Below are 21,454 nucleotides of genomic sequence, written 5' to 3' on the forward strand. Positions count from 1 at the left end.
GTTGGACCAGAGATGATCATGAAGCCTTGGACCTGACGGACCGGTCAGCGCCCTCCCGCACGGTCGAGCCCCCTAGATGATCAAGGGGTCCACCGGGAGGGGGTGACCGGACGGCCGGGCATCACCGGTCTCCCACGTGACCACGCCCAGCTCGACCACGCCCGCGGGCCCGCCCTCGGCGTCGACCATGAGCCCGCGCTCGGTCACCTGACCTCGGGCGATGACGTGCGGCCGGTCGACTGGGAGGCGCCGCACGGTGGTCACGGTCTCCTCGATCACCCTGCGGTCTCCTGCTCCTGGTGCTGCTGGGGAATCTCCCCGTCGCGCTCCATCTCGGCCCGTACGCTGCCCACGGTCTTGTGGTCGCACCCGACCGTCTCGGCGACCGCGCGGTTGGACTGGGAAGGGTCGGCGGCCAGCTGCTCGCGGATCCGGGCCCGGACGCCGGCGCGCTTGCCGGGCTCGCGGACCGGCTCGGCCCAGCCGTAGCGGATCCACTGGTCGGCGAGGTCCTGGGGCACGTCCAGTTCGGTGCCCCCCTGGTGGTGGCCGAGGTCGGTGACGACCTGGCGGTTCTCGGCGATACGGACCTTGGTCACGGAATCACTCCCAGGATGCGGACGACGGCGGCGGGGTTGGGCAGCACGAGGTCGGCGCGCAGCGTGACCCGTACCGCGGTCCGGTCGGAGGAGAACGCGGCCGAGGTGTCCACGTCGACCGTGGTGTCCTTGCGGATCACGGCGACCACCTGGTCGGCCTGGTAGACGTAGATCGAGTTGGCGGTGCTGGCGCTGCCCTGGGTCTCGTTGACGGCCAGCTGCGAGGTCAGCCAGACCGGGACGCCGTAGATCGACCGGCGCGGGCCCTCGGTCGGCGAGCCGGCCCCGTCGGTGATGACCGGCTTGTTGGAGCCGGTGGCTTCCTTGATCTTGCTGATGGCCCGCCAGTTGCGCGGGTGCATCACGATGGCCGTGCCCTCGGCGTCGGCCTCGGCGAGCAGGCCCAGCGCGTCGGCGAACGGGTCCAGCGTGGTCAGGGCGGCCCCGTTGGCGCCCATGGACACGGTCTGAATGCCGCTCTGGTTCTTCAGCCCGCGGATCTCCGGCGCGGTGCCGGTGCCCTCATAGAAGGACTTGTCGAGCTTGAGGGCGACCGCGCGGGCGAGGTTCTCGGCGAGGACGTTCTGCGCCTCGGGGTTGGAGTCGCTCACCAGCTCGTTGCTGGCGTAGGTGAGGGCGGCCAGCTTGCGGGGCGTGGCGGTCACCACGTCGGCGTTCGGGTCGGTCGGGGTGATCTCGGCACCCTCGGCCGTCCAGTTGGCCACGCCGTCGGCCAGGACGCGCGGGATCGCGAGCCGGGCGGCGAGGGTGGGAACGCGGCGGAAGCCGGACTCCAGCCCCACCGACATGGCGGCCAGGCGGTCGAAGAAGTAGTCGGCGGCCTCGGTCGGGGCGAAGGATCCGCCCGCCGTGCCGGTGGTGGTCAACCAGGTCACAGGGTTCTCCCGTGGTGCGTAGAGACGGAGTGTCGTCTCCGGCGCGGCCACGGGCCGTCATGCCGGTCGCCCTCGGGGCGGACGTGGCGGCGGGACCGACCACGGGTCGGGGGCCCGCCACCTCGTCACCCAGGATACCGCCCAGGGCCGTCAGACGGCCTAGGACGGCTTGCGGTCGAAGATGGCACCCATGCGGCTCGGGGGCGCCTTCACCGACCGGCGGGGCCCCTGGTCGGCCCCGCCCTGGAACCTGGGCTTGCTCGACAGGTACGCGCGCTCCTTCACCAGCTCGGCGACGGCGGCCTGGACCGCCTCGGCGTTCACGGTGCCGTCCTCGCTGAGGTACCCGGCGATGTCCTCCCCGCGGTACACCATCAGGTCGGCCCCGCGCGCCAGGCCCTGGCCGGCGAGCCGCTCGACCTCGGCGCGCTGCATCGCGGCCAGGCGGCCGGTGGCCTGCTCGAGCTGCGTCCGCGTCTCGCGCAGTTGGGTACGGTACCGGGCGGCCTCCCGGTTGGCCTTCCCGCCCTCCTGGTCGCCGTCCTGCTCGACCTCGGCGGCCTCGGCGGCGGGGGGCGCCTCCTCGGGCGCCTCCGGCTCGGCCGGGATCTCGGTGGTCTCCTCGGGCACGGTGGTCTCCTCTCTGCTCATGCCAGGGCCCCGGTCGGGAAGACGCCGTGATCGCGGTGGAGCCCCCGCAGGATGTCCAGGACGTCGGTGGAGTTGTAGATGGCTTGCAGCTCGTTGGACCGGCGCCGCGCGCCGCGCTGCCACTCCTCCGGCAGCTCGCACCGGCCGGCGGCCAGGCCCTCGCTGACGGCCTCCTTGTGGCCCTCCCACCACTCCAGGAACTCCGGGATGGACGGGGCGATCAGCAGGCCCATGACGCGCGGGGACATCACGGGTTCGCCGTGCATGGGGTCGCCGGGGGCGTCGATCTGCGAGACGTGCGGGTACAGGTCCTCAGCACCAGGTACGGGTTCGGTTCTCATGCGATGCTCCTTCCGAGGCCGGGCCCGGTTCGGGCGGGCCCGGCCCGGTCGTTGGTCAGGTGGTCTGCTTGGCCTTGATCAGCCGGATCAGGCCGACGGCGCGCGAAGCGGTGTTGTTCATCTCGGCCACCAGTGCGGCCAGCTCGGCGGCCGCGTACATCAACGCCTCGTTCAGCCGGTCGGCGTCGGCGTGGTCCAGGAGGATCCACTTCTCCTCGCCGTTGTCGTCCAGGAACGGCACGTGCTCCCAGCACGGGACCGGCCCGTCGAGCCCGGCAGCGACCTCCTGGACGTTCGCCAGGGCGGCCGTGATGGCCTCGGGTGCGAGGTGCTCACCGAACTCGCCGTCGGGGGAGACGCTGACGTGAGCGAGGTAGCGCTTGGCGATGTGCGCGGCGATGTCGTCCGGGGTCCTGGCGTTGGGCATGGTCTTCTCCTTGTCGTTGATCCGGGCGAGCTTGGTGGCGTGCCGGGCCCTCAACCCGGCCGCTCTCCGCTCGGCCCGTTCCGCGCGTTCGGCCTCGCGCCGTTCCCGTCGGCGCCGGGCGCTCTCCAGCCGTTCGGCGAGCCGCTCGTCAACGGCCTGCCGTAGCTCGGCGTCCATCTGGTCATCGGACTGTGAGGTTTCGACAGGCTTCTGACCTGCAGTTCTCACAGTTCTCACGGTTCTCACACTCATCCCTCGGGGGTGAAGTCGAGTTCGGGGTGGCCGGGCGGCGGCGGCAGGACGTAGATCCCGCGCTTGGGCTTGAGAAGGCGCCCGGACGAGGTGAGACGGCTGAGGTACTCGGCGGCGCTGGGGCCGAACTCGCCGGTGACCTCACCGGCGCGTGCGGTCCCGCCGCGGCGGGAGATGAAGTCCAGGATCGCCGTTGACGTCTCGCCGAGGTTCTGGCTCTCCTCGCGCCGCTCCACAGCGGCCGCGGCCTCGGCGAGCGTCCCGCCGTCCAAAACCCACCGGGTGCCCCCCTCCAACCGGAGGGCGTACTCCTCCTCCGGCACGTCCCGCCCGGTCACCTTCAGCACGGCATCGGACGACTTGCGCTGACGGGCCAGCACGATGATGGAGTCCGCGGAACCGGCCAGACCGTTGGTGCCTGACACGCTGTCGACGAAGTCCTCGGAAGCGGCCTTGCGGTCGTGGTGGACGACGACCACCGACAGGCCGGGCGTACCATCGGCAGCCCGCTTGAGTCCCGACCCGACCCGGTAGTCGCGCTGGTAAGACGACTCCCCCTGCATCGCCTGCGGCATGACCTTGCCGAGGGTGTCCAGGACGACCATGGCGGTGTCGGGGTACCGGCGCATCCACGCGTTGATCACCGCGATGATCCGGCCAGGCGGCACGGTGGTCTTGTAGTGGAACAGGCCGGGGATCGGCTCGCCGTCCAGGATGATTCGGCAGCGCGATTGCATCCGGCGGTCGCCGTCCTCCAGGGCGAGATACAACACGCGGCGGGCGGGCCCGGTGGCCAGCTTCCCCACCGCGTTCCTCCCGGCGGCGATGGCCAGTAGCAGGTTTGCCAGCAGCCACGACTTTCCGGCCTTGGGTGGCCCGACCAGTAGCGTCAGGCCCTCGGGGATGAGTCCGGGCACTGCCCACTGCAGCGGCGGGAACTCCTGGCCATCGAGCCATGCCCCGTCGCGCACGTCGGCCAGCAGCGCGTCATCCTCGACTTCCTCGGAGTCGGCGTGAGAACCGTGAGAAGTGTGAGGTTGCCTGGTCAAGGGCGGTCCACTTCCCCCGATCTCGCTGATGACCGTGAGAACGGCAGCACCCGCCGCACGCTCCGCCTCGCTGCGCTTCACGCTGCCGACTCCTGTCCGGCACCGGCGCCGTTCCATGGCTTGGGCCCGCCGGGGTGGTCTCCGGGCCGCGGCCGTCCGAAGTCCTCCCGGCGGCCGTCCCAGCGGATCAGCTCCAGCTCGGCGTGCTTGGGCGTGCTGGCCGTCCGGCGGATCTTGGCGGCGAGGTCCGACCAGGCGCGCTCCATGGCGTTCTCGGCCTGCCCGCGGCCTACCTCGGCCCCGGTCTCGAAGCCGTCCCGGTATCCCTCGGCCCATGCCATCTCGAAGATCGCCCGCTCGCGGTCGGCGGCCTGGCTGAGCATCTCGGCGGCCATGACGACCGACTGGCGTAGACTCGACGTGACGTCCTGCCTGCCCGGCCGCTCGTCCTCCACCGCCCCGGTCTGGTCGCCGGGGCGGTTCTCGTTGGTGGCCATGTCAGGCGGCCTCCCCGCCGTTGCTCTGCTGGTCGAGCCACTTCTCGATCTCGCTCCAGCGGTAGCGCCGATGCTTCCCAACCCGGTGGTAGACGGGACCGACACCCTTGTGCGCCCAGTCGTCCAGGGTGCGCACGGAGACCTTGAGGTACTCCGCCACCTCCAGCGAGTCGCCGAGGGGCTGTCGCACAGCAGTCACTGTTCCTCCATGAAACATCTCTGCTCTCTGATAGACCACGAACGTTGCGTGACCGATCAGAGCACGGCGCCCTTGTGCGTGTCAACGCGGATCGATACTGTTCCTTCATGGAACAGAGCGGATCGGAAGTAGATGTAGCAACGGCGTTCCTCGCCGCACACGTACGGGCGCTCCGCGACCGCAACGGTTGGTCGGCCGAGCGACTGGCCGAGGAGATGACGAAGGTCGGCGTCCCCTGGGGCCGGCTGGTTGTCACGAAGCTGGAGAACGGGAAGCGGCAGGCCGTGAGCGTTACCGAGTGGCTCGCGCTGGCCTACGTCTTCCAGGTCTCACCCATGCACCTGCTCATCCCGTTGCACGACATGGAGTACCCGGTCACCCCGAAGCACATGGAAGGCACCCGTGCCGTGCGGTCGTGGATCCGCGGGGAGCACGAACTCGATGGCATGGACGCTCGGATCTTCGCCAGCTACGTTCCGGAGCACGAGTTCGGCCGGCCGGTCGACTGGCCGGAGACGGTGACGTACGAGCGCACCGAGGGCGATCCGGAGCGGTGGACGGTCGACCTCGGCAGTCGTCAGGAACTCCGGCTCCGTCGCCGGCCGGAGTGGCGCCGGGTCGATGCCGGGGGCGACCGTGGCCAGGGTTAAGGATCTGTGGTTCTCCGAGGTCAGGGACCCGAGCGATCCCGAGGGCAAGCGGAAGATCAAGGTCCGTACGAAGCGGCACCCGGAGGAGGGCGGGAACCCGAAGGCGAAGCGGTGGCTCGCCTGCTGGGAGGGGCCGGACGGCAAGGAGAAGACGCAGGCGTTCGCGGTCAAGGCGAAGGCGAAGAAGTACGCCGAGGACCAGGAGGGCGACGTACGGCGTCAGACCTACATTGACCCGAAGGCGGCCCGGACGACCGTGGGGGAGTGGTGCGACACCTGGCTTAAGGGCTACGCGACCCGCCGGGCGTCCACGGTGCGTCAGGCCCAGGTGCACATCACCCTGATCAAGATCGAGTTCGGAGACTTCCCGCTCGGGGCCGTCCGGCCGTCACAGGTGAAGGCGTGGTGTGCCCGGCTGAAGGAGGACGGCGCGGCCCCGTCCTACGTCTACGCGCTGCACGCGCGCCTCGCCCAGATCATGAGCGATGCCGTGCATGACGGCGTGCTGGTGAAGTCTCCGTGCTCGCGCCGTACCTCGCCCGGCGCCGGCAAGCCTCGGCCGTTCGTGGCGACGACCGATCAGATCTGGGCGCTGTTCGACGCGACGGGGGAGCGGTACCGCGCGGGTGTGCTGCTCGGGGCGTTCGCCGGCCTGCGGGTCGCCGAGGCATGCGGGCTACGGACCAAGGGAGACGTCGACTACATGCGGGGCGTCATCAGCCCTGCCGTGCAGTACCCGGCCGAGCCGCTGAAGACGGAGGTCTCGCGGACCCCCATCCCCATCCCGGCCGAGCTGTCGGCCGAGCTGTCCGCGCACGTGGCCGCGGGCTACTCGGCCGAGTCGCTGCTCACGAACGCATGGAAGCAGCAGCTCACCCCGTGGTCCCTGGAACGGCAGTTCCGCCGGGCGCGGGACAAGGTACGGGCCGACGCCGAGAAAGCTCGCGAGGAGGGCCAGGACGTCCCGGTCCTCCCCGCGGACTTCCGGTTCCACGACCTACGGCACTACTTTGCGTCGCTGCTGATCGCCAGCGGTGCCGACGTCAAGACCGTCCAGGCGCGGCTACGGCACGCGTCCGCCAAGACGACTTTGGACGTCTACGCGCATCTGTGGCCGGACCGCGACGAGTCGACCCGTTCCGCGGTGGGCGCGGTGCTGAAGGCTCGCGCGGAACAGGGGCGGAACCAGGCGGGGGCGCGCTGAGGATCGGCCAGGTCAGCGCGCCCCCGATGCCTTAGATGTCGTAGTACAGCTCGAACTCGTGGGGGTGCGGGCGGAGGCGGATCGGGTCGATCTCGAACTCCCGCTTCATCGAGACGTAGGTCTCGATCAGGTCGGGCGTGAAGACGCCGCCCTCCAGCAGGAAGTCGTGGTCGCTCTCCAGGGACTCCAGCACGGCCTCCAGCGAGCCGGGCACCTGCGGGATCGCGCGGGCCTCCTCCGGCGGCAGCTCGTAGAGGTCCTTGTCCACCGGCTCCGCGGGCTCGATCTTGTTCTTGATGCCGTCCAGGCCGGCCATCAGCATCGCCGAGAAGGCCAGGTACGGGTTGCAGGACGGGTCGGGCACCCGGAACTCGAGCCGCTTGGCCTTCGGGTTGGAGCCGGTGATCGGCACGCGGATGCAGGCCGACCGGTTCCGCTGCGAGTACACCAGGTTGACCGGCGCCTCGTAGCCCGGCACCAGGCGGTGGTAGGAGTTCACGGTCGGGTTGGTGAACGCCAGCAGCGACGGCGCGTGCTTGAGCAGGCCGCCGATGTAGTAGCGGGCGTTGTCCGACAGCCCGGCGTAGCCGACCTCGTCGTAGAACAGCGGCGAGCCGTCCTTCCACAGCGACTGGTGGCAGTGCATGCCCGACCCGTTGTCACCGAAGATCGGCTTGGGCATGAACGTCACCGTCTTGCCCGCCTCGCGCGCGACGTTCTTGACGATGTACTTGTACAGCATCAGGTTGTCGGCCGTCTTCAGCAGCGTGTCGAAGCGGAAGTCGATCTCCGCCTGGCCCGCCGTGCCGACCTCGTGGTGCTGCATCTCGACGTGGATGCCGGACTGGAGCAGCTGGGACACCATCTCCGAGCGGAGGTCGGTGTAGTGGTCCATCGGCGGGACGGGGAAGTAGCCGCCCTTGTAGGGGGGCTTGGCGCCCAGGTTGCCGCCCGGCTCCTCGCGGCCGGTGTTCCACGCGCCCTCGATCGAGTCGAGGTAGTAGTAGCCCGCCTGCTCCTTGGTCTCGAAGCGGACGTCGTCGAAGATGTAGAACTCGGCCTCGGGCCCGAAGTAGCAGGTGTCGGCGATCCCGGTGCCGCGGAGGTAGTCCTGCGCCTTCTTGGCGACGTTGCGGGGGTCCCGGCTGTAGGGCTCGCCGGTCAGCGGGTCGTGCACGAAGAAGTTCAGGATCAGCGTCTTGTGCTGGCGGAACGGGTCGAGCACCGCCGTGCCCGGGTCCGGGAGCAGGAGCATGTCCGACTCGTGGATCTCCTGGAATCCGCGGACCGAGGACCCGTCGAACATCAGCCCCTCGGTGAAGACGTTCTCGCCGAAGCTCTCGACGGGGAACGTGAAGTGCTGCATCTTCCCGGGCAGGTCCACGAACCGGCAGTCGACGAATCGCACACCTTCGTTCCTGATATAGCTCAGGACCTCGTCGGCGCTGCTGAACATCCAGCCTCCTTGGGGCGCTTTTTTGGCTCTTGGCAGCCTACGGACCGGCCGTTTCCCGGCCATGTCTCATATGTTTCTACTGTGTTACGCATCACTCTGTGGATTGCGTCACTCCACCGGGCGCGCACGGCCACGGTAGACCCGCCCGGCGCCGCCGTGGCGGCCCCACCCGGTAAAGAGTCCGCCCGGGGACCGGATAGCGTAGGGCCATGAGCACGGGTAAGGGGCGGCAGGCCGCCGGTCCGCGGTGGACGCAGACGTGGCTGGGCGGCGCGCGCTCGGCCGGGGCCGACCTCGGCGTCCCCGGGACGCGGCTCGGCCTCCCGGAGAAGGGCAGCGGAGCGGCCGCGGGCTACGGCCGCCGGCTCCTGGCCCTCTTCATCGACTGGGGCCTGTCGCTGCTGGTGGCGAGCTTCTTCTCGCGGCTGTTCGAGTGGACGCCGCCGCAGCGCAGCCTGTGGACGCTGGTGATCTTCGGCATCCAGGTGTGGCTGCTGGTCGGGCTCATCGGCACCACCATCGGCAAGCGCCTGTGCGGCATCCGGGTGGTCCGCCTCGACGGCCGCCCGGTCGGCCCCCTCTGGTCCCTGGCGCGGACGGTGCTGATCCTGCTGGTCGTGCCCGCGCTGATCTGGGACCGCGACAACCGCGGCCTGCACGACCGGGCCGCCGACACCATCGTCGTCAACCTCTGACCACCCCTCGGGAACGGCGAAAGCGCCCGGCGGACGAGACGGGCGCTTTCGGTGTTCGGGACGGCGCGGCGCGGTCAGCGCGTCTTCGGCTTGGGGCCCTTCGGCATCCGCACGCCCTTGGGCATCGGGCCCTTCGGCATCTGCATGGAGCGCGGCAGCGCCTGCAGCCGGTCGTTCAGCTCGGCGACCTGGCCCTTGGTCAGGTTGCGGGGGAGCTTCATCAGGTGGCGCTGCAGCTTGTCGACCGGGATCTGGCCCTCCTCGGTGCCCACCTGCACGTCGTAGATCGGCACCTGCTGCGCGGCCCGGGAGATGCGCTTCTTCTCCGCGCCCAGCAGCGGGCCGACCCGGTTGCGCGGGCCCTCCGACACCAGCACCACGCCCGGACGCCCGACCGCGCGGTGCACCATGTCGAGGTTGCGGTTGCCGCTGACCGCCTCGGTGACCGTCCAGCCCCCGCGCATGTTCTTCAGGATCGCGGCGGCCGCGCCGGGCTGCCCGGCGATCACCTTGTACTGGGCGCGCTGCGCCATCTGGCCGAACACGATCATGCCCACGGCGGCGGCCGCCAGGATGCCCAGCGGGATCGTGAACCACAACTGGCCGATCAGGTACCCGATCAGGATGACGACGACCAGGGTGCCGATCGCGGCGGCGAACACGATCGGCAGGGCCTTCGGGTCGGCCTGGCGGAGGACCTGGGCGACCATGCGGATCTGCTTGAGGCGGCCCGGACGCTCCTGGGCCCCGTCCGTGGGCTTCTTCGACATGGACTCTAGTTTATTGCAAGCGCGAGCTGCGCTCGTCGCCAGCGCTCCTCGCTTGTCGCGCCTGCGGCGAGCGCTGCATCGCTCCGAACTCGCCTGGCGGCTCGCTTCGCGATCAGGTTCTCGCTTCGCTTGAACCTGCCTTCGGACGCGCTCGCAACGCTTGAGGTCCGTTCAACCTGATCAGGCTGGTTGAGGTTGTTATGCCTCGCGTGCGGATCGGGGCGGCAGGCTACGCGCGGGCTTCGACGGCCTTCTTGTAGAGGCGGCCGGCGCGGTAGCTGGAGCGCACCAGCGGGCCCGACATCACGCCGGCGAACCCGATCTCCTCGGCCTCGGCCGACAGCTCCACGAACTCCTCGGGCTTGACCCACCGCTCCACCGGGTGGTGGCGCGGCGAGGGGCGCAGGTACTGGGTGATGGTGACCAGTTCGCAGCCCGCCGCGTGCAGGTCGCGCAGCGCCTCGGAGATCTCCTCGCGGGTCTCGCCCATGCCGAGGATGAGGTTGGACTTGGTGACCAGGCCGTCCTCGCGGGCCCGGGTGATGACCTCCAGGGACCGCTCGTACCGGAACCCGGGCCGGATCCGCTTGAAGATCCGCGGCACGGTCTCCACGTTGTGCGCCAGCACCTCCGGCCGCGAGCCGAACACCTCGGCCAGCTGCCCGGGGTCGGCGTTGAAGTCGGGGATCAGCAGCTCCACGCCGCAGCCGGGGACGGCCTGGTGGATCTGCCGCACGGTCTCGGCGTACAGCCAGGCGCCGCCGTCCTCCAGGTCGTCGCGGGCCACGCCGGTGACGGTGGCGTAGTGCAGCCCCATCGTCACCACCGACTCGGCCACCCGGCGCGGCTCGTCGCGGTCGAGCGCGGCCGGCTTCCCGGTGTCGATGTTGCAGAAGTCGCAGCGCCGGGTGCACTGGTCGCCGCCGATGAGGAAGGTGGCCTCGCGGTCCTCCCAGCATTCGAAGATGTTGGGACAGGCGGCCTCCTGGCACACGGTGTGCAGCCCCTCGGACTTCACCAGCCCGATGAGTTCCCGATACTGCGGTCCCATCTTCAGCCGGGTCTTGATCCACTCGGGCTTGCGCTCGATCGGGGTCTGGCTGTTGCGGGCTTCAATGCGCAGGAGCTTGCGCCCCTCGGGTGTCACCGACGTCACCCCTTCAGGGTACGTCCCGATCGGCGCTGCCCCCGCCCCCCGCAACGAAGATCACACGTTCGGCACCCGGCGGATATCCATGTTCCGTCGATATCCGGGTTTCCGCCAAGGACGGCACCTGATCTCCTAAGGTGACTCCCTGTCGTCACGCAGAGCGTTCGCAGGAGGATCCACCGTGGGCCTGGCCATGTCGTACCTCAGGGTGCCGCCCGTGCTGGAGGGCGAGCGTGATCCCGGCGCGATCGCACGCCTGATCTTCGGTACCGCCGACTGGCGGCGCCGCCAGCCCGCCCCGCAGGTCCTGGACCTGGGCGGGGGCTGGCAGGCGCTGCACTACCTGATCACCGGCGACCCGTGGGACGGGCGGCCGCCGGAGGCCGACGTCGTGTGCGGGGGGCGGCTGCTCACCGAGGACGGCACCGCCGAGCTGGGCCTGGACGTGATCTACCTGGCGCCCGACCGGGTCAAGCCGGCCGCCGACCATCTGGTGGCCACCCCGTACGCGAAGGCCGCCGAGCGGTACGACCCGGCCGCCATGGCCGCCGCCGGGGTGCAGGAGGCGGAGGCGCTCGGGAACGACGCGGCGGCGCTCCGCCCGGCCTACGAGGGGCTGACCCGGTTCTTCCAGGGCGCGGCCACCGACGGGCAGGCCGTCTACAAGGTCATGTCCGAGCCGTCCTGAACCGTCCTGGGCCGTCCGCGGTGATCGCGCGACGGCCGTTCAGCCGCGCAGGTCGAGCTGGGCGGTGGTGCGGTGGAACGACTCCGTCGCGCCCAGGGCCTCGGCGAGGTGCCGCTCGACCAGCGGGGTGACCTCGGCGACGGTGACCGGGCGGCCCAGCTCGCGGCTGAGCGAGGTGGAGCCGACATCGCGGATGCCGCACGGGATGATCTTGTCGAACCAGCCCATGTCGCAGTCGCAGTTGAGCATGAAGCCGTGCATGGTGATCCCGCGCGAGACCCGGATCCCGATGGAGCCGATCTTGCGGTGGGGGGTGCCCTCCACCCACAGCCCGCTGTGCCCCTCGACCACGGTCGTGGGCAGTCCCAGCTCGGCGCAGACCGCCTGCATCATGCGCTCCAGCAGCCGCACGTAGGCGACCACGTCCACCGGGTCGGGCAGCCGCAGGATGGGGTAGCCGGTGAGCTGGCCGGGCCCGTGCCAGGTGATCTTGCCGCCGCGGTCGACGTCCACCACCGGCGCGCCGGGGTCGCCGATCGGACGGTCGGCCGCGCCCGTGCGCTTGCCCGCGGTGTAGACGGGCCGGTGCTCCAGCAGCAGCACGGTGTCGGGGATCTCGTCGTCGGCGCGCCGGTCGAGCGTGCGCCGCTGCAGGTCCCAGCCGTCCTGGTAGTCGACGGCCGCCGTCCCGAAGCCCGCGTGCACGAACACCAGCTCGCCCGTGCGCGATACCGGCGCGGCGCCCGCCGCGCTCTCGGAGGAGACCTTCGCGCCCGCCTCGCCCCCGGTGCCCTGACCGCCCGCCCCGCGTACCTTCAGCTCTACCTTCAGCTCGCTCACGCCGTTCAGCTTATGCGTCAGAGCGAGGCGAGCAGCCGGGGGGCGATCGGCGACTCCTTGGCCGCGCCCGAGCCGTCGGGCTCCACCCGGTAGGCGCCGGCCTCCTTCACGTACGACACCGCCTGGACGAACTCGGTGCCCACGTAGTGCAGCGCCACCGCCTCGTCGGCCGCGTACCCGCCCGGCAGCGTGCCCTCGCCCACCAGCTGCTGCAGCAGCGGGCGCCGCTGCGCGTCACTGTCGTAGTGGACGCCGCAGGAGTAGGGCAGGAAGCCCAGCCCGTCGGTCAGCGGGCGCAGCTGCGGGCCGTAGGAGTCGGTGTTCCCGCCCACGTGCCAGCACAGCGCCCCGGCGCTCTGCCCGGACAGCACCACGCCCTCGTTCCACGCCTCGCGCATGATCTCGTCCAGGCCGTGCAGCCGCCACAGGGCCAGCAGGTTGGCGACGCTGCCGCCGAACACGTACACCAGGTCCTGGGCCAGCAGGTGGGCGCGCATGTCGGCGATGTTGGGCATCGGGAACAGCGCGATATGGCTGACCTCGGCCTCGATCCGGCTGAACGCCGCGTAGGCGCGCCCGATCTGGTCGGCGCCGTCGCCGGTGGCGGTGGTCAGGAAGCAGATCCGGGGCCGGTCCTGGCCGGTGAGGTCGACGGCGTAGCGCAGCAGGGGGCTCGGGGTCAGGCCGTACCGGTCGTCGGGGATGAAGCTCCCGCCGCCGATGGCGAGGATGTGCGGCTGTCCGTCGGTGCTCATGTCCTCACGCTATGGCCGGGGCCTGGGGCGGGGCAGGACTTTGACGAATGTTGGAAGGACTCACCGCGCCCCCAGGACGGCGGCCAGCGCACCCTCCAGCTCCGGGTGGGCGAAGGAGAACCCGGACTCCTCCAGGCGCCGCGGGACGACCCGCTGGCTGATCAGCGGCCCCTCGTCGGCGAAGCCCAGCAGCGCGGCGCGCAGCGCGAACGCGGGCACCGGCACCACCGCGGGGCGGTGCAGGACGCGGCCGACCGCCCGGGTGTACGCGGCGTTGGTGACCGCCTCCGGCGCCACCAGGTTCACCGGACCGGCCAGGCCGTCCCGGGGCGCGTCCGGGCCGATCAGGTGGCGCAGGGCCGCGACGGTGTCGTCCAGGGCGATCCAGCTGACCCACTGGCGGCCGTTCCCGATCCTGCCGCCCAGCCCCAGCCGGAACAGCGGCAGCAGGCGGCCGAACAGCCCGCCGCCCGCGGAGAGCACGATCCCGGTCCGCGGGTGCGCGACCCGCACCCCGGCCTCGGCGGCGGGCGCCGCCGCGGCCTCCCAGTCGCGCACCAGCCCGGCCAGGAAGCCCTCGCCGATGGGCGCCGACTCGTCGACCGCGCGGCCTCCGGTGTCGCCGTAGAAGCCGATCGCCGACCCCGACACCAGCACCCGCGGCGGGTCGCCGGCCCGCGCGATCGCCTCCGCGAGGGTGCGCGTCCCGGTGATCCGGCTGTCGTAGATCAGCTTCTTGCGGGCGCGCGTCCAGGGCCGGTCACCGACGCCCGCGCCGGCCAGGTGGACGACCGCGTCCGCGCCGTCCAGGGCCTTGCCGTCGACGGTGCCGCCCATGGGGTCCCAGCGTGCCTCGCCGGGGCCCGAGGGGGCGCGGCGGACGAGCCGCACGACCTCGTCCCCGCCGTCCTCCAGGGCCCGGACGAGGGCCGTGCCGATCAGTCCGCTCGCGCCTGTCACGACCACCCGCATGGCCCCACCCTAGGCCGTGCGAACGCGCGGGGACCCCGCCGTTCGCGGAACGGCGGGGTCCCCGGCGGCCGTGGCCGCGTGGAGCGGGGGAAGGGGCTCAGAGGCCGAGCTCGGCCTCGAAGTTGCCCTCCTCCAGACGGTGCTTGATCGTGCCCAGGAAGCGGGCCGCGTCGGCGCCGTCGATGAGGCGGTGGTCGTAGCTCAGCGCCAGGTACACGATCGAGCGCACCGCGATGACCTCGCCCAGGTTCGGGTCCTCGATCACGGCGGGCCGCTTGACGACGGCGCCGGTACCGAGCATGCCGACCTGCGGCTGGTTGAGGATCGGGGTGTCGAACAGCGCGCCGCGGCTGCCGGTGTTGGTGAGCGTGAACGTGCCGCCCGCCAGCTCGTCCGGGCTGACCTTGTTGGTGCGGGTCCGCTCGGCCAGGTCGGCGATGCGCTGGGCGAGGCCGCCCAGGTTGAGCTGGCCGGCGTTGTGGACGACCGGGACCATCAGGCCGCGCTCGGGCACGTCGACGGCGAGGGCGAGGTTCTCCACGTCGTGGTAGGTGACCTCGTTGGTCTCGCTGTTGATGACGGCGTTGAGCTTGGGGTGGACCTTGAGGGCCTCGACCGTCGCCAGCGCGAAGAACGGCAGGAACGACAGCTTGACGCCCTCGCGGGCCTGGAAGTCGGCCCTGGCCCGGTCGCGCAGCCGGGCGATCTTGGTGATGTCCACCTCGACGACCGTGGTGAGCTGCGCGGAGACGTGCAGCGACTCCACCATCCGGCGGGCGATGGTCTGCCGGATCCGGGACATCTTCTCGGTCTTGCCGCGCAGCGCGATCTGCTCGGCGGGCGCGGTGGCCGGCGCGGGCCGGGCGGCGGCGGCCGGGGCGGCGGGCGCCGCGGGGGCGGCCGGGGCCGGGGCCGCGGGTGCGGCGGGGGCCTGGGCGGCCTGCTGGGCGGCCTGCTGCTGGGCGCGGGCGGCCTCCAGCACGTCCTGCTTGCGGATGCGGCCGCCGACGCCGGTGCCCTTGACGGTGCCCAGGTCGACCTCGTGCTCGGCGGCGAGCTTGCGCACCAGCGGCGTCACGTACGGGCCCTCCCCCGAGGGGGCGGGGGCCGGCGCGGGCGCCGGGGCGGCGGGCTCCTGCGCGGCGGGCGCGGGCGCCGGCGGGGACGGCTGCTGCGGGGCGGCGGGCGGCGGCCAGGCCGAGGGCGGCGGGCCCTGCTGGGCGGGCGGCTCCTGCGCGGAAGCCTGATCCTGCGGGGCGGCCGGGGGAGCGGGCTGCTGCGCGGCGGGCTCGGCCGGGGCCTGCTGCGGCTCCTCCTGCTGCGCGGGCTGCTCGGGTTCGGCGGCGGGGGCGGCGGCCTCGCCGCCCTCACCGATGATCGCCAGCTCGGCGCCGACCTCGACGGTCTCGTCCTCGGCGACCTTGATGCTGGTCAGGGTGCCCGAGGCGGGGGAGGGGATCTCGGTGTCGACCTTGTCGGTGGACACTTCGAGAAGCGGCTCGTCGGTCTCGACGTGCTCACCCTCCTTCTTCAGCCAGCGGGTGACGGTGCCCTCGGTGACGCTCTCGCCGAGCTGGGGCATAGTGACGGAGACCGGCATGGCTCTCAGCGACTCCTTCGAGATCTCTCAAATACTGTGCGGGCGTTCAGCCGTGCACGTGCAAGGGCTTGCCGGCGAGCGCCAGGAGGGCCTCGCCGACGGCTTCGGACTGGGTCGGGTGGGGGTGGATGAGCTGGGCGACCTCCGCGGGCAGCGCCTCCCAGTTGTAGATGAGCTGGCCCTCCGCGATGAGCTCGCCGACGCGCGCGCCGACCATGTGGACGCCGAGGACGGGACCGTCCACGGCCGCGATCACCTTGACCTCGCCCTGGGTGCCCAGGATCTTGCTCCTGGGGTTCCCGGCCAGGTCGTAGGTGATCTCCCGGACCTCGTGGCCGCGCTCGCGGGCCACCGCGGAGGTGAGTCCCACCGAGGCGACCTCGGGGTCGGAGTAGGTGATCCGCGGCACCCCGGCGTAGTCGATCGGCACCGGGCCCAGCCCGCACAGCCGCTCGGCGACCAGGATGCCCTCGGCGAAGCCGGCGTGCGCCAGCTGGAGGGTCGGGATCAGGTCGCCGACCGCGTAGATCGTGGGGACGCTGGTCCGGCAGTACTCGTCGACCTTGACGAAGCCGCGCTCGGTCTCCACCCCGGCCTCGGCCAGGCCGATGCCGTCGGAGACCGGGCCGCGGCCGACGGCGACCAGCAGCAGCTCGGCGTCGATGGTGGTGCCGTTCTCCAGGGTGACCGCGACGCCGCCCTGGGTGGGCTTGGCCTCCTGGAAGCGGGTGCCGACCTCGTACTTGATGCCGCGGCGGCGGAACGCCCGCTCCAGCCGCTTGGAGCTGGACTCCTCCTCCAGCGGAAGCAGGTGGGGGAGGGCCTCGACGATGGTGACCTCGGCGCCGAACGAGCGCCAGACGCTGGCGAACTCCACGCCGATCACGCCGCCGCCGAGGATGACGACCGAGCCGGGCACGTGCCCCAGCTCCAGCGCGTCGTCGCTGGAGATGATCCGCTCGCCGTCGATCTCCAGGCCGGGCAGGGTGTTGGGCCGGGAGCCGGTGGCCAGCACGATGTGGCCGCCCTCGATCGTGGCGGTGCCGCCGCCGGGCTCGGTGACGGTGACCGAGGTGGGCCCGGCCAGCCGCCCCTCGCCCTCGACGAGCGTGATGCCCTTGGACTTGATCAGCCCGGTGAGGCCCTTGACGGTGGTGGAGACCACCTTGTCCTTGTAGGCGTTGACGCCCTCGATGTCGATGCCCTCGAAGGCGGCCCTGACGCCGAACGCGGCGGCCTCGCGGGTCTGGTCGGCCACCTCGGCCGCGTGCAGGAGGGCCTTGGTGGGGATGCACCCGCGGTTGAGGCAGGTGCCGCCGAGCTTGTCGCGCTCGATCAGCGCCACGGTCATGCCGAGCTCGGCCGCCCGCAGCGCGCACGCGTAACCGCCGCTGCCACCACCCAGGACGACGATGTCGAAGGGGCCGCTGTTGGCCACTGGACGCTCCCTTTTCCCGTCTCGCGCTGTCGCTGCCGTGCCCGAACCGCGGGCCCGGCGCGACCGCCGCCGGCCGGGCCGTGGCCGGTCGCGGGTCGCCCTGCGCGCGGTTCCGAGGAACCTATTCACTTCTCCCGGCCGGCACCCGGCGCGGGTCAGAGGATCCCGGCCGCCAGGTCCTCGGCGATCTGCACCAGGGTGCGGGTCGCGGCGCCGGTGCCGCCCTTGGGGGTGTAGCCGTACGGCTCGCCCTTGTTGAACGCGGGACCGGCGATGTCCAGGTGGGCCCAGCGGACGCCGTCCGGGACGAACTCCTTGAGGAAGACGCCCGCGACCAGCATGCCGCCCCAGCGCTCGCCGCTGATGTTGGCGATGTCGGCCACCGCCGAGTCGAGCCCCTTGCGCAGCTCGGCCGGCAGCGGCATCCCCCAGGAGGCCTCCCCGGCGCGGTCGGCCGCCGCCACCACCTTCTCACGGACCTCGTCGTCGTTGGCCATCACTCCGGTGGTACGGGTGCCGAGCGCCACCAGCTGGGCGCCGGTGAGGGTGGCCACGTCCACGATCAGGTCGGGGGAGTCCTCGCCGGAGCGGACCAGGGCGTCGGCCAGGACGAGGCGGCCCTCGGCGTCGGTGTTGAGGACCTCGACGGTCGTGCCGCCGTACACCCGCAGCACGTCGGAGGGGCGCTGGGCGGTGCCGCTGGGCATGTTCTCGGCGATGGCGAGGTAGCCGACCACGTTGACCTTGGGAGCCAGCCGGGCGATGGCGGCCAGCGCGCCGAGCACGGCCGCGGCGCCGCCCATGTCGGACTTCATCCAGTCCATGGCGTCGGCGGGCTTGAGGGACAGGCCGCCGGAGTCGAAGGTGATGCCCTTGCCGACCAGGGCGAGGGTCTTGGACGCCTCGGGGTGGGTGTAGGCGAGGCGGACCAGGCGGGGCGGGTTGACCGAGCCCTGCCCGACCCCGGCGAGGCCGCCGTAGCCGCCCTCGACCAGGGCCTTCTCGTCGAGGACCTCGACGGCCAGGCCGGTCTCGCCGGCGATCCGCTCGGCGGTGCCGGACAGGTCCTCGGGGGTGAGGTCGGAGGGCGGGGTGTTGACCAGGTCGCGGACGAGGGTGACCGACTCGGCCAGGGTGCGGGCGCGCTCGACGGAGGCGTCGCCGGAGTCGCCGAGGACGGTGATCTCGGCGACCGGCTCGGTGCGCTCTCCGGTGCGGTAGGTGCCGAAGCTGTAGTTGCCGAGCAGCGCGCCGAGCGCGACGGCCTCGACCTCCTCGGCGGAGGAGGCGGGCAGCGCGACGGCGACCCGGCGGGTGCCGGCCAGCGCGCGCAGGGCGGCGCCGGCGGCGCGGCGCAGGTCCTCGGCGGAGGGCGCCCCGCCCAGGCCGACGGCGACGATCACGCCGGCGGGGACGGCGCCGAGCGTGGGCAGCTTGGTGACCTCGCCGGCCTTGCCGGTGGCGCCCAGCGCCTTGAGCGCGGCGGCCAGGCCGCCGTTGAGGGCCTCGTCCAGGTCGGCGGCGCCCGCCGGGCGGGGGCCGGAGCCGCTGTCCGAGCCGTTCTGTGAGCCGTCACCGGAGCCGGCCGGGGTGACGCCGATCACGATCGCGTCGACGTCGAGGGAGGCGGGTGCTGCGCTGTCCAGGCTGATGCTCGTCACGTAGCACGATGTTAGTCCTCCCGGTGACCGGTTTCGCCCTTTTGGATCAAGCCTTACCCCCGGGCGACCTCCTGTGACCTCGGGACGGGCGGGGTCCGGACCATCTTGCATGGAACTAATGATGCTAATATCATTAGCATCATGTTGCTGATCCTGGCCGACGACGACGCGCGCCCGCTGCACGAGCAGGTGGCGGCGGCCGTCCGGCGCGCGATCGCCGCCGGGGAGTGCGCCCCGGGCGAGCGCGTGCCGCCCGCCCGCGAGCTGGCGGCGGCGCTGGGCGTCAACGCCAACACCGTGCTGCGCGCCCTGCGCGAGCTGCGCGAGGAGGGCCTGCTGGACTTCCGCCGCGGGCGCGGCATCCGCGTCGCGGCCCGCCCGGAGCAAGGGGAGCTGATGGAGCGCGTACGGGAGTTGGTCACCGCGGCCGAGCGGATGGGAGTCACCCGCGCCGAGCTGGCCACCATGATCGAAGGAGTGTGAGCATGGCCGCGCGACGGTCCTTGTACATGACCGCCGGAATCGCCGCCCTGGCGGGTTCGGCCCTGATCCCGGTCGCGCCGCTGGCGCTGCGGGACCGGCTGCCCGATCCGCTCGCCACCCACTGGGACGGTTCCGGCGTCCCCGACGGGCACTCGTCGTTCACCGCCTGGACGCTGATGTGCGCGGTGACCTGGCTGGTCTTCTGCGCGTCGGCGGTGGCGGTCGGACTCTCCGGCTGGGGGCGCCGGAAGGTGCGCGGCTTCACCGGCGCGACGCTGGGGGCCGGTGCCGGGCTGACCGCGGGCATGATCGCCACGACCGTGCGCGCCAACCTCGACCGCCCTTCGTACCGCGAGGCCGGGGAGCTGGGCGGCGGGCCGGTCGCGCTGGTCCTCCTGGGCGCCGTGGTGATCGCGCTGGTCGGCTGGATGCTGGGCGCCACCGGCCCCGATCGGCCGGACGCGCCGCCGCCCGGCGAGGAGCCGCGGTTGCGGACGCGGTTGGGCCGCGGGCAGCGCCCGGTCTGGGTCGGGTACGTGCGCAGCCGCTGGGTGTTCCTGCTCGGCGGGGCGCTCGCGGTGGCGGGCGTGCTGGGCGCGCTGCTGGCCCTGGTCCTCCCCGAGCCGCTCACGCCGGGCATGCCGCTGGCCGGGCCGCTGCTCGCGCTGGCCGTCGCCGGGCTGGCCGGGCTCACGCTCTCCTCGGCGCGGGTGACCGTGGACGGCCGCGGCCTCGCCGTCGCCTTCGGTCCGATCGGCCGACCGGTCCGGCGGATCCCGCTGGAGACCGTCTCCAGCGCCTGGGTGGAGGAGCGCCGTCCGGTCGAGGTCGGCGGGTGGGGCTACCGCCTCAGCGGGAAGGGGACCACGGTGATGCTGCGCAAGGGCGAGTGCCTGGTCGTCCAGCACGGCCCCGGGGACGCTCGGTTCGCGGTCAGCGTGGACGACGCCGAGCGCGGCGCCGCGCTGCTCAACGCGCTGCGCGAGTAGCGAGCGGCCCGGCCCGCGCCGCCGCTGCGGGCGGCGCGGGGGTGGCGGAATCAAGATCTTGGGGCGCGTCCGGCCAGGCCGGGCGCGCCTTCGCCCTGTCCCGGGGTGGCGTTATTCCGGGCCTATTCCGTAATTCAGACCGTTTTAGTAGGTTAACGGTGTGACCAGGAAAGACGCCGTGACCGCGCAAGGCGCGGCCGCCGCCGCGCTCACGCTGGGCGACGCCCGGCGGCTGCGCGCCGACCGCGCCCGCCAGGTGGCCGACGTGCTGCGCCGCCAGGTGCTGTACGGGGAGTTCCGCACCGGGCCCCTCCCCTCCGAGGCCGACCTCACCCGCGAGTTCGCCACCTCCCGCAACACCGTCCGCGAGGCCCTCGACCTGCTGCGCGCCGAGGGCCTGATCGAGCGCTGTCCCGGCGTCGGCACCGTCGCCGTCTCCGAGAAGTACCCGCACGGCCTGGAGCGGCTCCTCGGCCTGGCCGAGACGCTGCGCGAGCACGGCGAGGTCACCAACGAGGTCCGCACCACCGGGCTGATCGCGCCGCCCCGCGAGATCTCCGACCGGCTCGGCACCCCGCCCGGCGAGCCGGTGGTCTACATCGAGCGGCTGCGCCGCCTCAACGGGCTGCCGCTCTCCCTGGACCTCACCTACGTCGTCCGCGACCTCGGCGAGCCGCTGCTGGCCGAGGACCTCGCGCACAACGACATCTTCGTCCTGCTCGAACGGATCTCCGGCCGTCCGCTGGGCCTGGGCGAGCTCACGGTCGAGGCGGTCAACGCCGACCCGCACTCGGCCGCCACCCTTGAGGCCCCGCGCGGCGCCGCGCTGCTCATGGTCGAGCGCCTCACCCACCTGTCCGACGGCCGCCCGGTCGACCTGGAGTTCATCCGGTTCCGCGGCGACCGCATCACGATGAGCGGCACCCTGCGCCGCCCCCGCGTCTGGAGCTAGCCCCATGTCCCTGGTCGAGTACCGGGCCGACGTCCCCGTGACGGTGGACGAGGCCCTCTGCATCGACGGCTGCACCCTGTGCATCGACGTCTGCCCTCTGGACGCGCTGGCCGTCCACCCCGAGACCGGCAAGGCGTACATGCACGTCGACGAGTGCTGGTACTGCGGCCCCTGCGCGGACCGCTGCCCGACCGGCGCCGTCACCGTCAACATGCCGTACCTGATCCGATGAGAGGGCCG

General features: G+C 72.2%; 26 protein-coding genes. 8 read left to right on the forward strand and 18 right to left on the reverse strand.

The window, feature by feature from the left end:
• Window positions 1–72: 72 nt before the first annotated feature.
• The 9 genes from ACZ466_RS35795 to ACZ466_RS35835 all read right to left on the reverse strand — a co-directional run bounded on the left by ACZ466_RS35795 (window position 73) and on the right by ACZ466_RS35835 (window position 4,911).
• Window positions 73–279, reverse strand: coding sequence for a hypothetical protein (locus ACZ466_RS35795; protein ID WP_378290367.1), 207 nt, complete (start codon window positions 277–279; stop codon window positions 73–75).
• Complete coding sequence (locus ACZ466_RS35800) at window positions 276–599, reverse strand: hypothetical protein (RefSeq protein WP_378290365.1); 324 nt, start codon at window positions 597–599, stop codon at window positions 276–278. Before ACZ466_RS35800 ends, ACZ466_RS35795 begins: the two co-directional genes overlap by 4 nt.
• Window positions 596–1,495 carry a phage major capsid protein gene (locus tag ACZ466_RS35805; RefSeq protein WP_378290363.1) on the reverse strand — a complete coding sequence of 300 codons (900 nt, stop codon included), beginning with the start codon at window positions 1,493–1,495 and terminating at the stop codon, window positions 596–598. Before ACZ466_RS35805 ends, ACZ466_RS35800 begins: the two co-directional genes overlap by 4 nt.
• Before the next feature lie 159 nt (window positions 1,496–1,654).
• Window positions 1,655–2,146: a hypothetical protein gene (locus tag ACZ466_RS35810; protein ID WP_378290361.1), complete on the reverse strand. Its 492-nt coding sequence runs from the start codon at window positions 2,144–2,146 to the stop codon at window positions 1,655–1,657.
• Window positions 2,143–2,487, reverse strand: coding sequence for a hypothetical protein (locus ACZ466_RS35815; protein WP_378290359.1), 345 nt, complete (start codon window positions 2,485–2,487; stop codon window positions 2,143–2,145). The genes ACZ466_RS35810 and ACZ466_RS35815 overlap by 4 nt, the downstream gene beginning before the upstream one ends.
• A 55-nt stretch (window positions 2,488–2,542) precedes the next feature.
• Entirely contained in the window at window positions 2,543–3,091 is a 549-nt protein-coding gene (locus ACZ466_RS35820; RefSeq protein WP_378290357.1) for a hypothetical protein, read from the reverse strand.
• Between the two features lie 71 nt (window positions 3,092–3,162).
• Complete coding sequence (locus ACZ466_RS35825; protein ID WP_378290355.1) at window positions 3,163–4,215, reverse strand: AAA family ATPase; 1,053 nt, start codon at window positions 4,213–4,215, stop codon at window positions 3,163–3,165.
• A gap of 77 nt (window positions 4,216–4,292) precedes the next feature.
• Window positions 4,293–4,712 carry a hypothetical protein gene (locus ACZ466_RS35830; RefSeq protein WP_378290353.1) on the reverse strand — a complete coding sequence of 140 codons (420 nt, stop codon included), beginning with the start codon at window positions 4,710–4,712 and terminating at the stop codon, window positions 4,293–4,295.
• Window position 4,713: 1 nt separating this feature from the next.
• Window positions 4,714–4,911 carry a helix-turn-helix transcriptional regulator gene (locus ACZ466_RS35835; RefSeq protein ID WP_378290351.1) on the reverse strand — a complete coding sequence of 66 codons (198 nt, stop codon included), beginning with the start codon at window positions 4,909–4,911 and terminating at the stop codon, window positions 4,714–4,716.
• Window positions 4,912–5,018: 107 nt separating this feature from the next.
• Between ACZ466_RS35835 and ACZ466_RS35840 the strand changes: the two genes are divergently transcribed.
• Together ACZ466_RS35840 and ACZ466_RS35845 are read left to right on the forward strand one after the other, a co-directional pair.
• The gene (locus ACZ466_RS35840) at window positions 5,019–5,561 is read left to right on the forward strand and encodes a helix-turn-helix domain-containing protein (protein WP_378290349.1); all 543 of its coding nucleotides are present in this window, start codon (window positions 5,019–5,021) and stop codon (window positions 5,559–5,561) included.
• Window positions 5,548–6,765, forward strand: a complete 1,218-nt coding sequence (locus tag ACZ466_RS35845; RefSeq protein WP_378290347.1) for a tyrosine-type recombinase/integrase — start codon at window positions 5,548–5,550, stop codon at window positions 6,763–6,765. Before ACZ466_RS35840 ends, ACZ466_RS35845 begins: the two co-directional genes overlap by 14 nt.
• Before the next feature lie 31 nt (window positions 6,766–6,796).
• On the opposite strand, the gene glnA is transcribed toward ACZ466_RS35845, so the two are convergent.
• Window positions 6,797–8,221 carry a type I glutamate--ammonia ligase gene (gene glnA / locus ACZ466_RS35850; RefSeq protein WP_378290345.1) on the reverse strand — a complete coding sequence of 475 codons (1,425 nt, stop codon included), beginning with the start codon at window positions 8,219–8,221 and terminating at the stop codon, window positions 6,797–6,799.
• A gap of 209 nt (window positions 8,222–8,430) precedes the next feature.
• On the opposite strand from glnA, the gene ACZ466_RS35855 reads away from it, so the two are divergent.
• Window positions 8,431–8,916, forward strand: a complete 486-nt coding sequence (locus tag ACZ466_RS35855; RefSeq protein ID WP_378290343.1) for an RDD family protein — start codon at window positions 8,431–8,433, stop codon at window positions 8,914–8,916.
• A gap of 74 nt (window positions 8,917–8,990) precedes the next feature.
• Here ACZ466_RS35855 and ACZ466_RS35860 read toward each other — a convergent pair whose 3' ends face one another.
• Together ACZ466_RS35860 and lipA are read right to left on the reverse strand one after the other, a co-directional pair.
• Complete coding sequence (locus ACZ466_RS35860) at window positions 8,991–9,686, reverse strand: DUF4191 domain-containing protein (protein ID WP_378290341.1); 696 nt, start codon at window positions 9,684–9,686, stop codon at window positions 8,991–8,993.
• A gap of 229 nt (window positions 9,687–9,915) precedes the next feature.
• On the reverse strand, window positions 9,916–10,842 hold the full coding sequence (gene lipA / locus ACZ466_RS35865) for a lipoyl synthase (RefSeq protein ID WP_378290339.1): 927 nt from the start codon (window positions 10,840–10,842) through the stop codon (window positions 9,916–9,918).
• 175 nt (window positions 10,843–11,017) lie between these two features.
• Here lipA and ACZ466_RS35870 point away from each other — a divergent pair, with 175 nt between their 5' ends.
• Window positions 11,018–11,524: a YfbM family protein gene (locus ACZ466_RS35870; RefSeq protein ID WP_378290337.1), complete on the forward strand. Its 507-nt coding sequence runs from the start codon at window positions 11,018–11,020 to the stop codon at window positions 11,522–11,524.
• 39 nt (window positions 11,525–11,563) lie between these two features.
• Here ACZ466_RS35870 and lipB read toward each other — a convergent pair whose 3' ends face one another.
• The 6 genes from lipB to ACZ466_RS35900 all read right to left on the reverse strand — a co-directional run bounded on the left by lipB (window position 11,564) and on the right by ACZ466_RS35900 (window position 18,790).
• Window positions 11,564–12,238, reverse strand: a complete 675-nt coding sequence (lipB, locus tag ACZ466_RS35875; protein WP_378290405.1) for a lipoyl(octanoyl) transferase LipB — start codon at window positions 12,236–12,238, stop codon at window positions 11,564–11,566.
• Window positions 12,239–12,381: 143 nt separating this feature from the next.
• On the reverse strand, window positions 12,382–13,119 hold the full coding sequence (locus tag ACZ466_RS35880; protein ID WP_378290335.1) for a Type 1 glutamine amidotransferase-like domain-containing protein: 738 nt from the start codon (window positions 13,117–13,119) through the stop codon (window positions 12,382–12,384).
• A 60-nt stretch (window positions 13,120–13,179) separates the two neighbouring features.
• Window positions 13,180–14,091, reverse strand: a complete 912-nt coding sequence (locus tag ACZ466_RS35885) for a TIGR01777 family oxidoreductase (protein ID WP_378290333.1) — start codon at window positions 14,089–14,091, stop codon at window positions 13,180–13,182.
• A gap of 97 nt (window positions 14,092–14,188) precedes the next feature.
• A complete protein-coding gene (gene sucB / locus ACZ466_RS35890) occupies window positions 14,189–15,691 on the reverse strand; it encodes a 2-oxoglutarate dehydrogenase, E2 component, dihydrolipoamide succinyltransferase (RefSeq protein WP_464041812.1) in 1,503 nt (500 codons plus the stop codon).
• Window positions 15,692–15,737: 46 nt separating this feature from the next.
• Window positions 15,738–17,129, reverse strand: a complete 1,392-nt coding sequence (gene lpdA, locus ACZ466_RS35895) for a dihydrolipoyl dehydrogenase (RefSeq protein ID WP_378291583.1) — start codon at window positions 17,127–17,129, stop codon at window positions 15,738–15,740.
• 155 nt (window positions 17,130–17,284) lie between these two features.
• Window positions 17,285–18,790: a leucyl aminopeptidase gene (locus ACZ466_RS35900; protein ID WP_378291585.1), complete on the reverse strand. Its 1,506-nt coding sequence runs from the start codon at window positions 18,788–18,790 to the stop codon at window positions 17,285–17,287.
• A gap of 141 nt (window positions 18,791–18,931) precedes the next feature.
• On the opposite strand from ACZ466_RS35900, the gene ACZ466_RS35905 reads away from it, so the two are divergent.
• The 4 genes from ACZ466_RS35905 (at window position 18,932) to ACZ466_RS35920 (ending at window position 21,446) form a co-directional block, all read left to right on the forward strand.
• Window positions 18,932–19,273, forward strand: coding sequence for a GntR family transcriptional regulator (locus ACZ466_RS35905; RefSeq protein ID WP_378291587.1), 342 nt, complete (start codon window positions 18,932–18,934; stop codon window positions 19,271–19,273).
• A 26-nt stretch (window positions 19,274–19,299) separates the two neighbouring features.
• Window positions 19,300–20,262 (forward strand): DUF1648 domain-containing protein, encoded by a 963-nt coding sequence (locus tag ACZ466_RS35910; RefSeq protein WP_464041813.1) that lies wholly within the window; start codon window positions 19,300–19,302, stop codon window positions 20,260–20,262.
• A gap of 160 nt (window positions 20,263–20,422) precedes the next feature.
• A complete protein-coding gene (locus ACZ466_RS35915; protein ID WP_378291591.1) occupies window positions 20,423–21,214 on the forward strand; it encodes a GntR family transcriptional regulator in 792 nt (263 codons plus the stop codon).
• Window positions 21,215–21,218: 4 nt separating this feature from the next.
• Window positions 21,219–21,446 (forward strand): 4Fe-4S dicluster domain-containing protein, encoded by a 228-nt coding sequence (locus tag ACZ466_RS35920; protein ID WP_378291593.1) that lies wholly within the window; start codon window positions 21,219–21,221, stop codon window positions 21,444–21,446.
• Window positions 21,447–21,454: the final 8 nt, after the last annotated feature.

Source organism: Actinomadura rugatobispora (assembly GCF_055379765.1).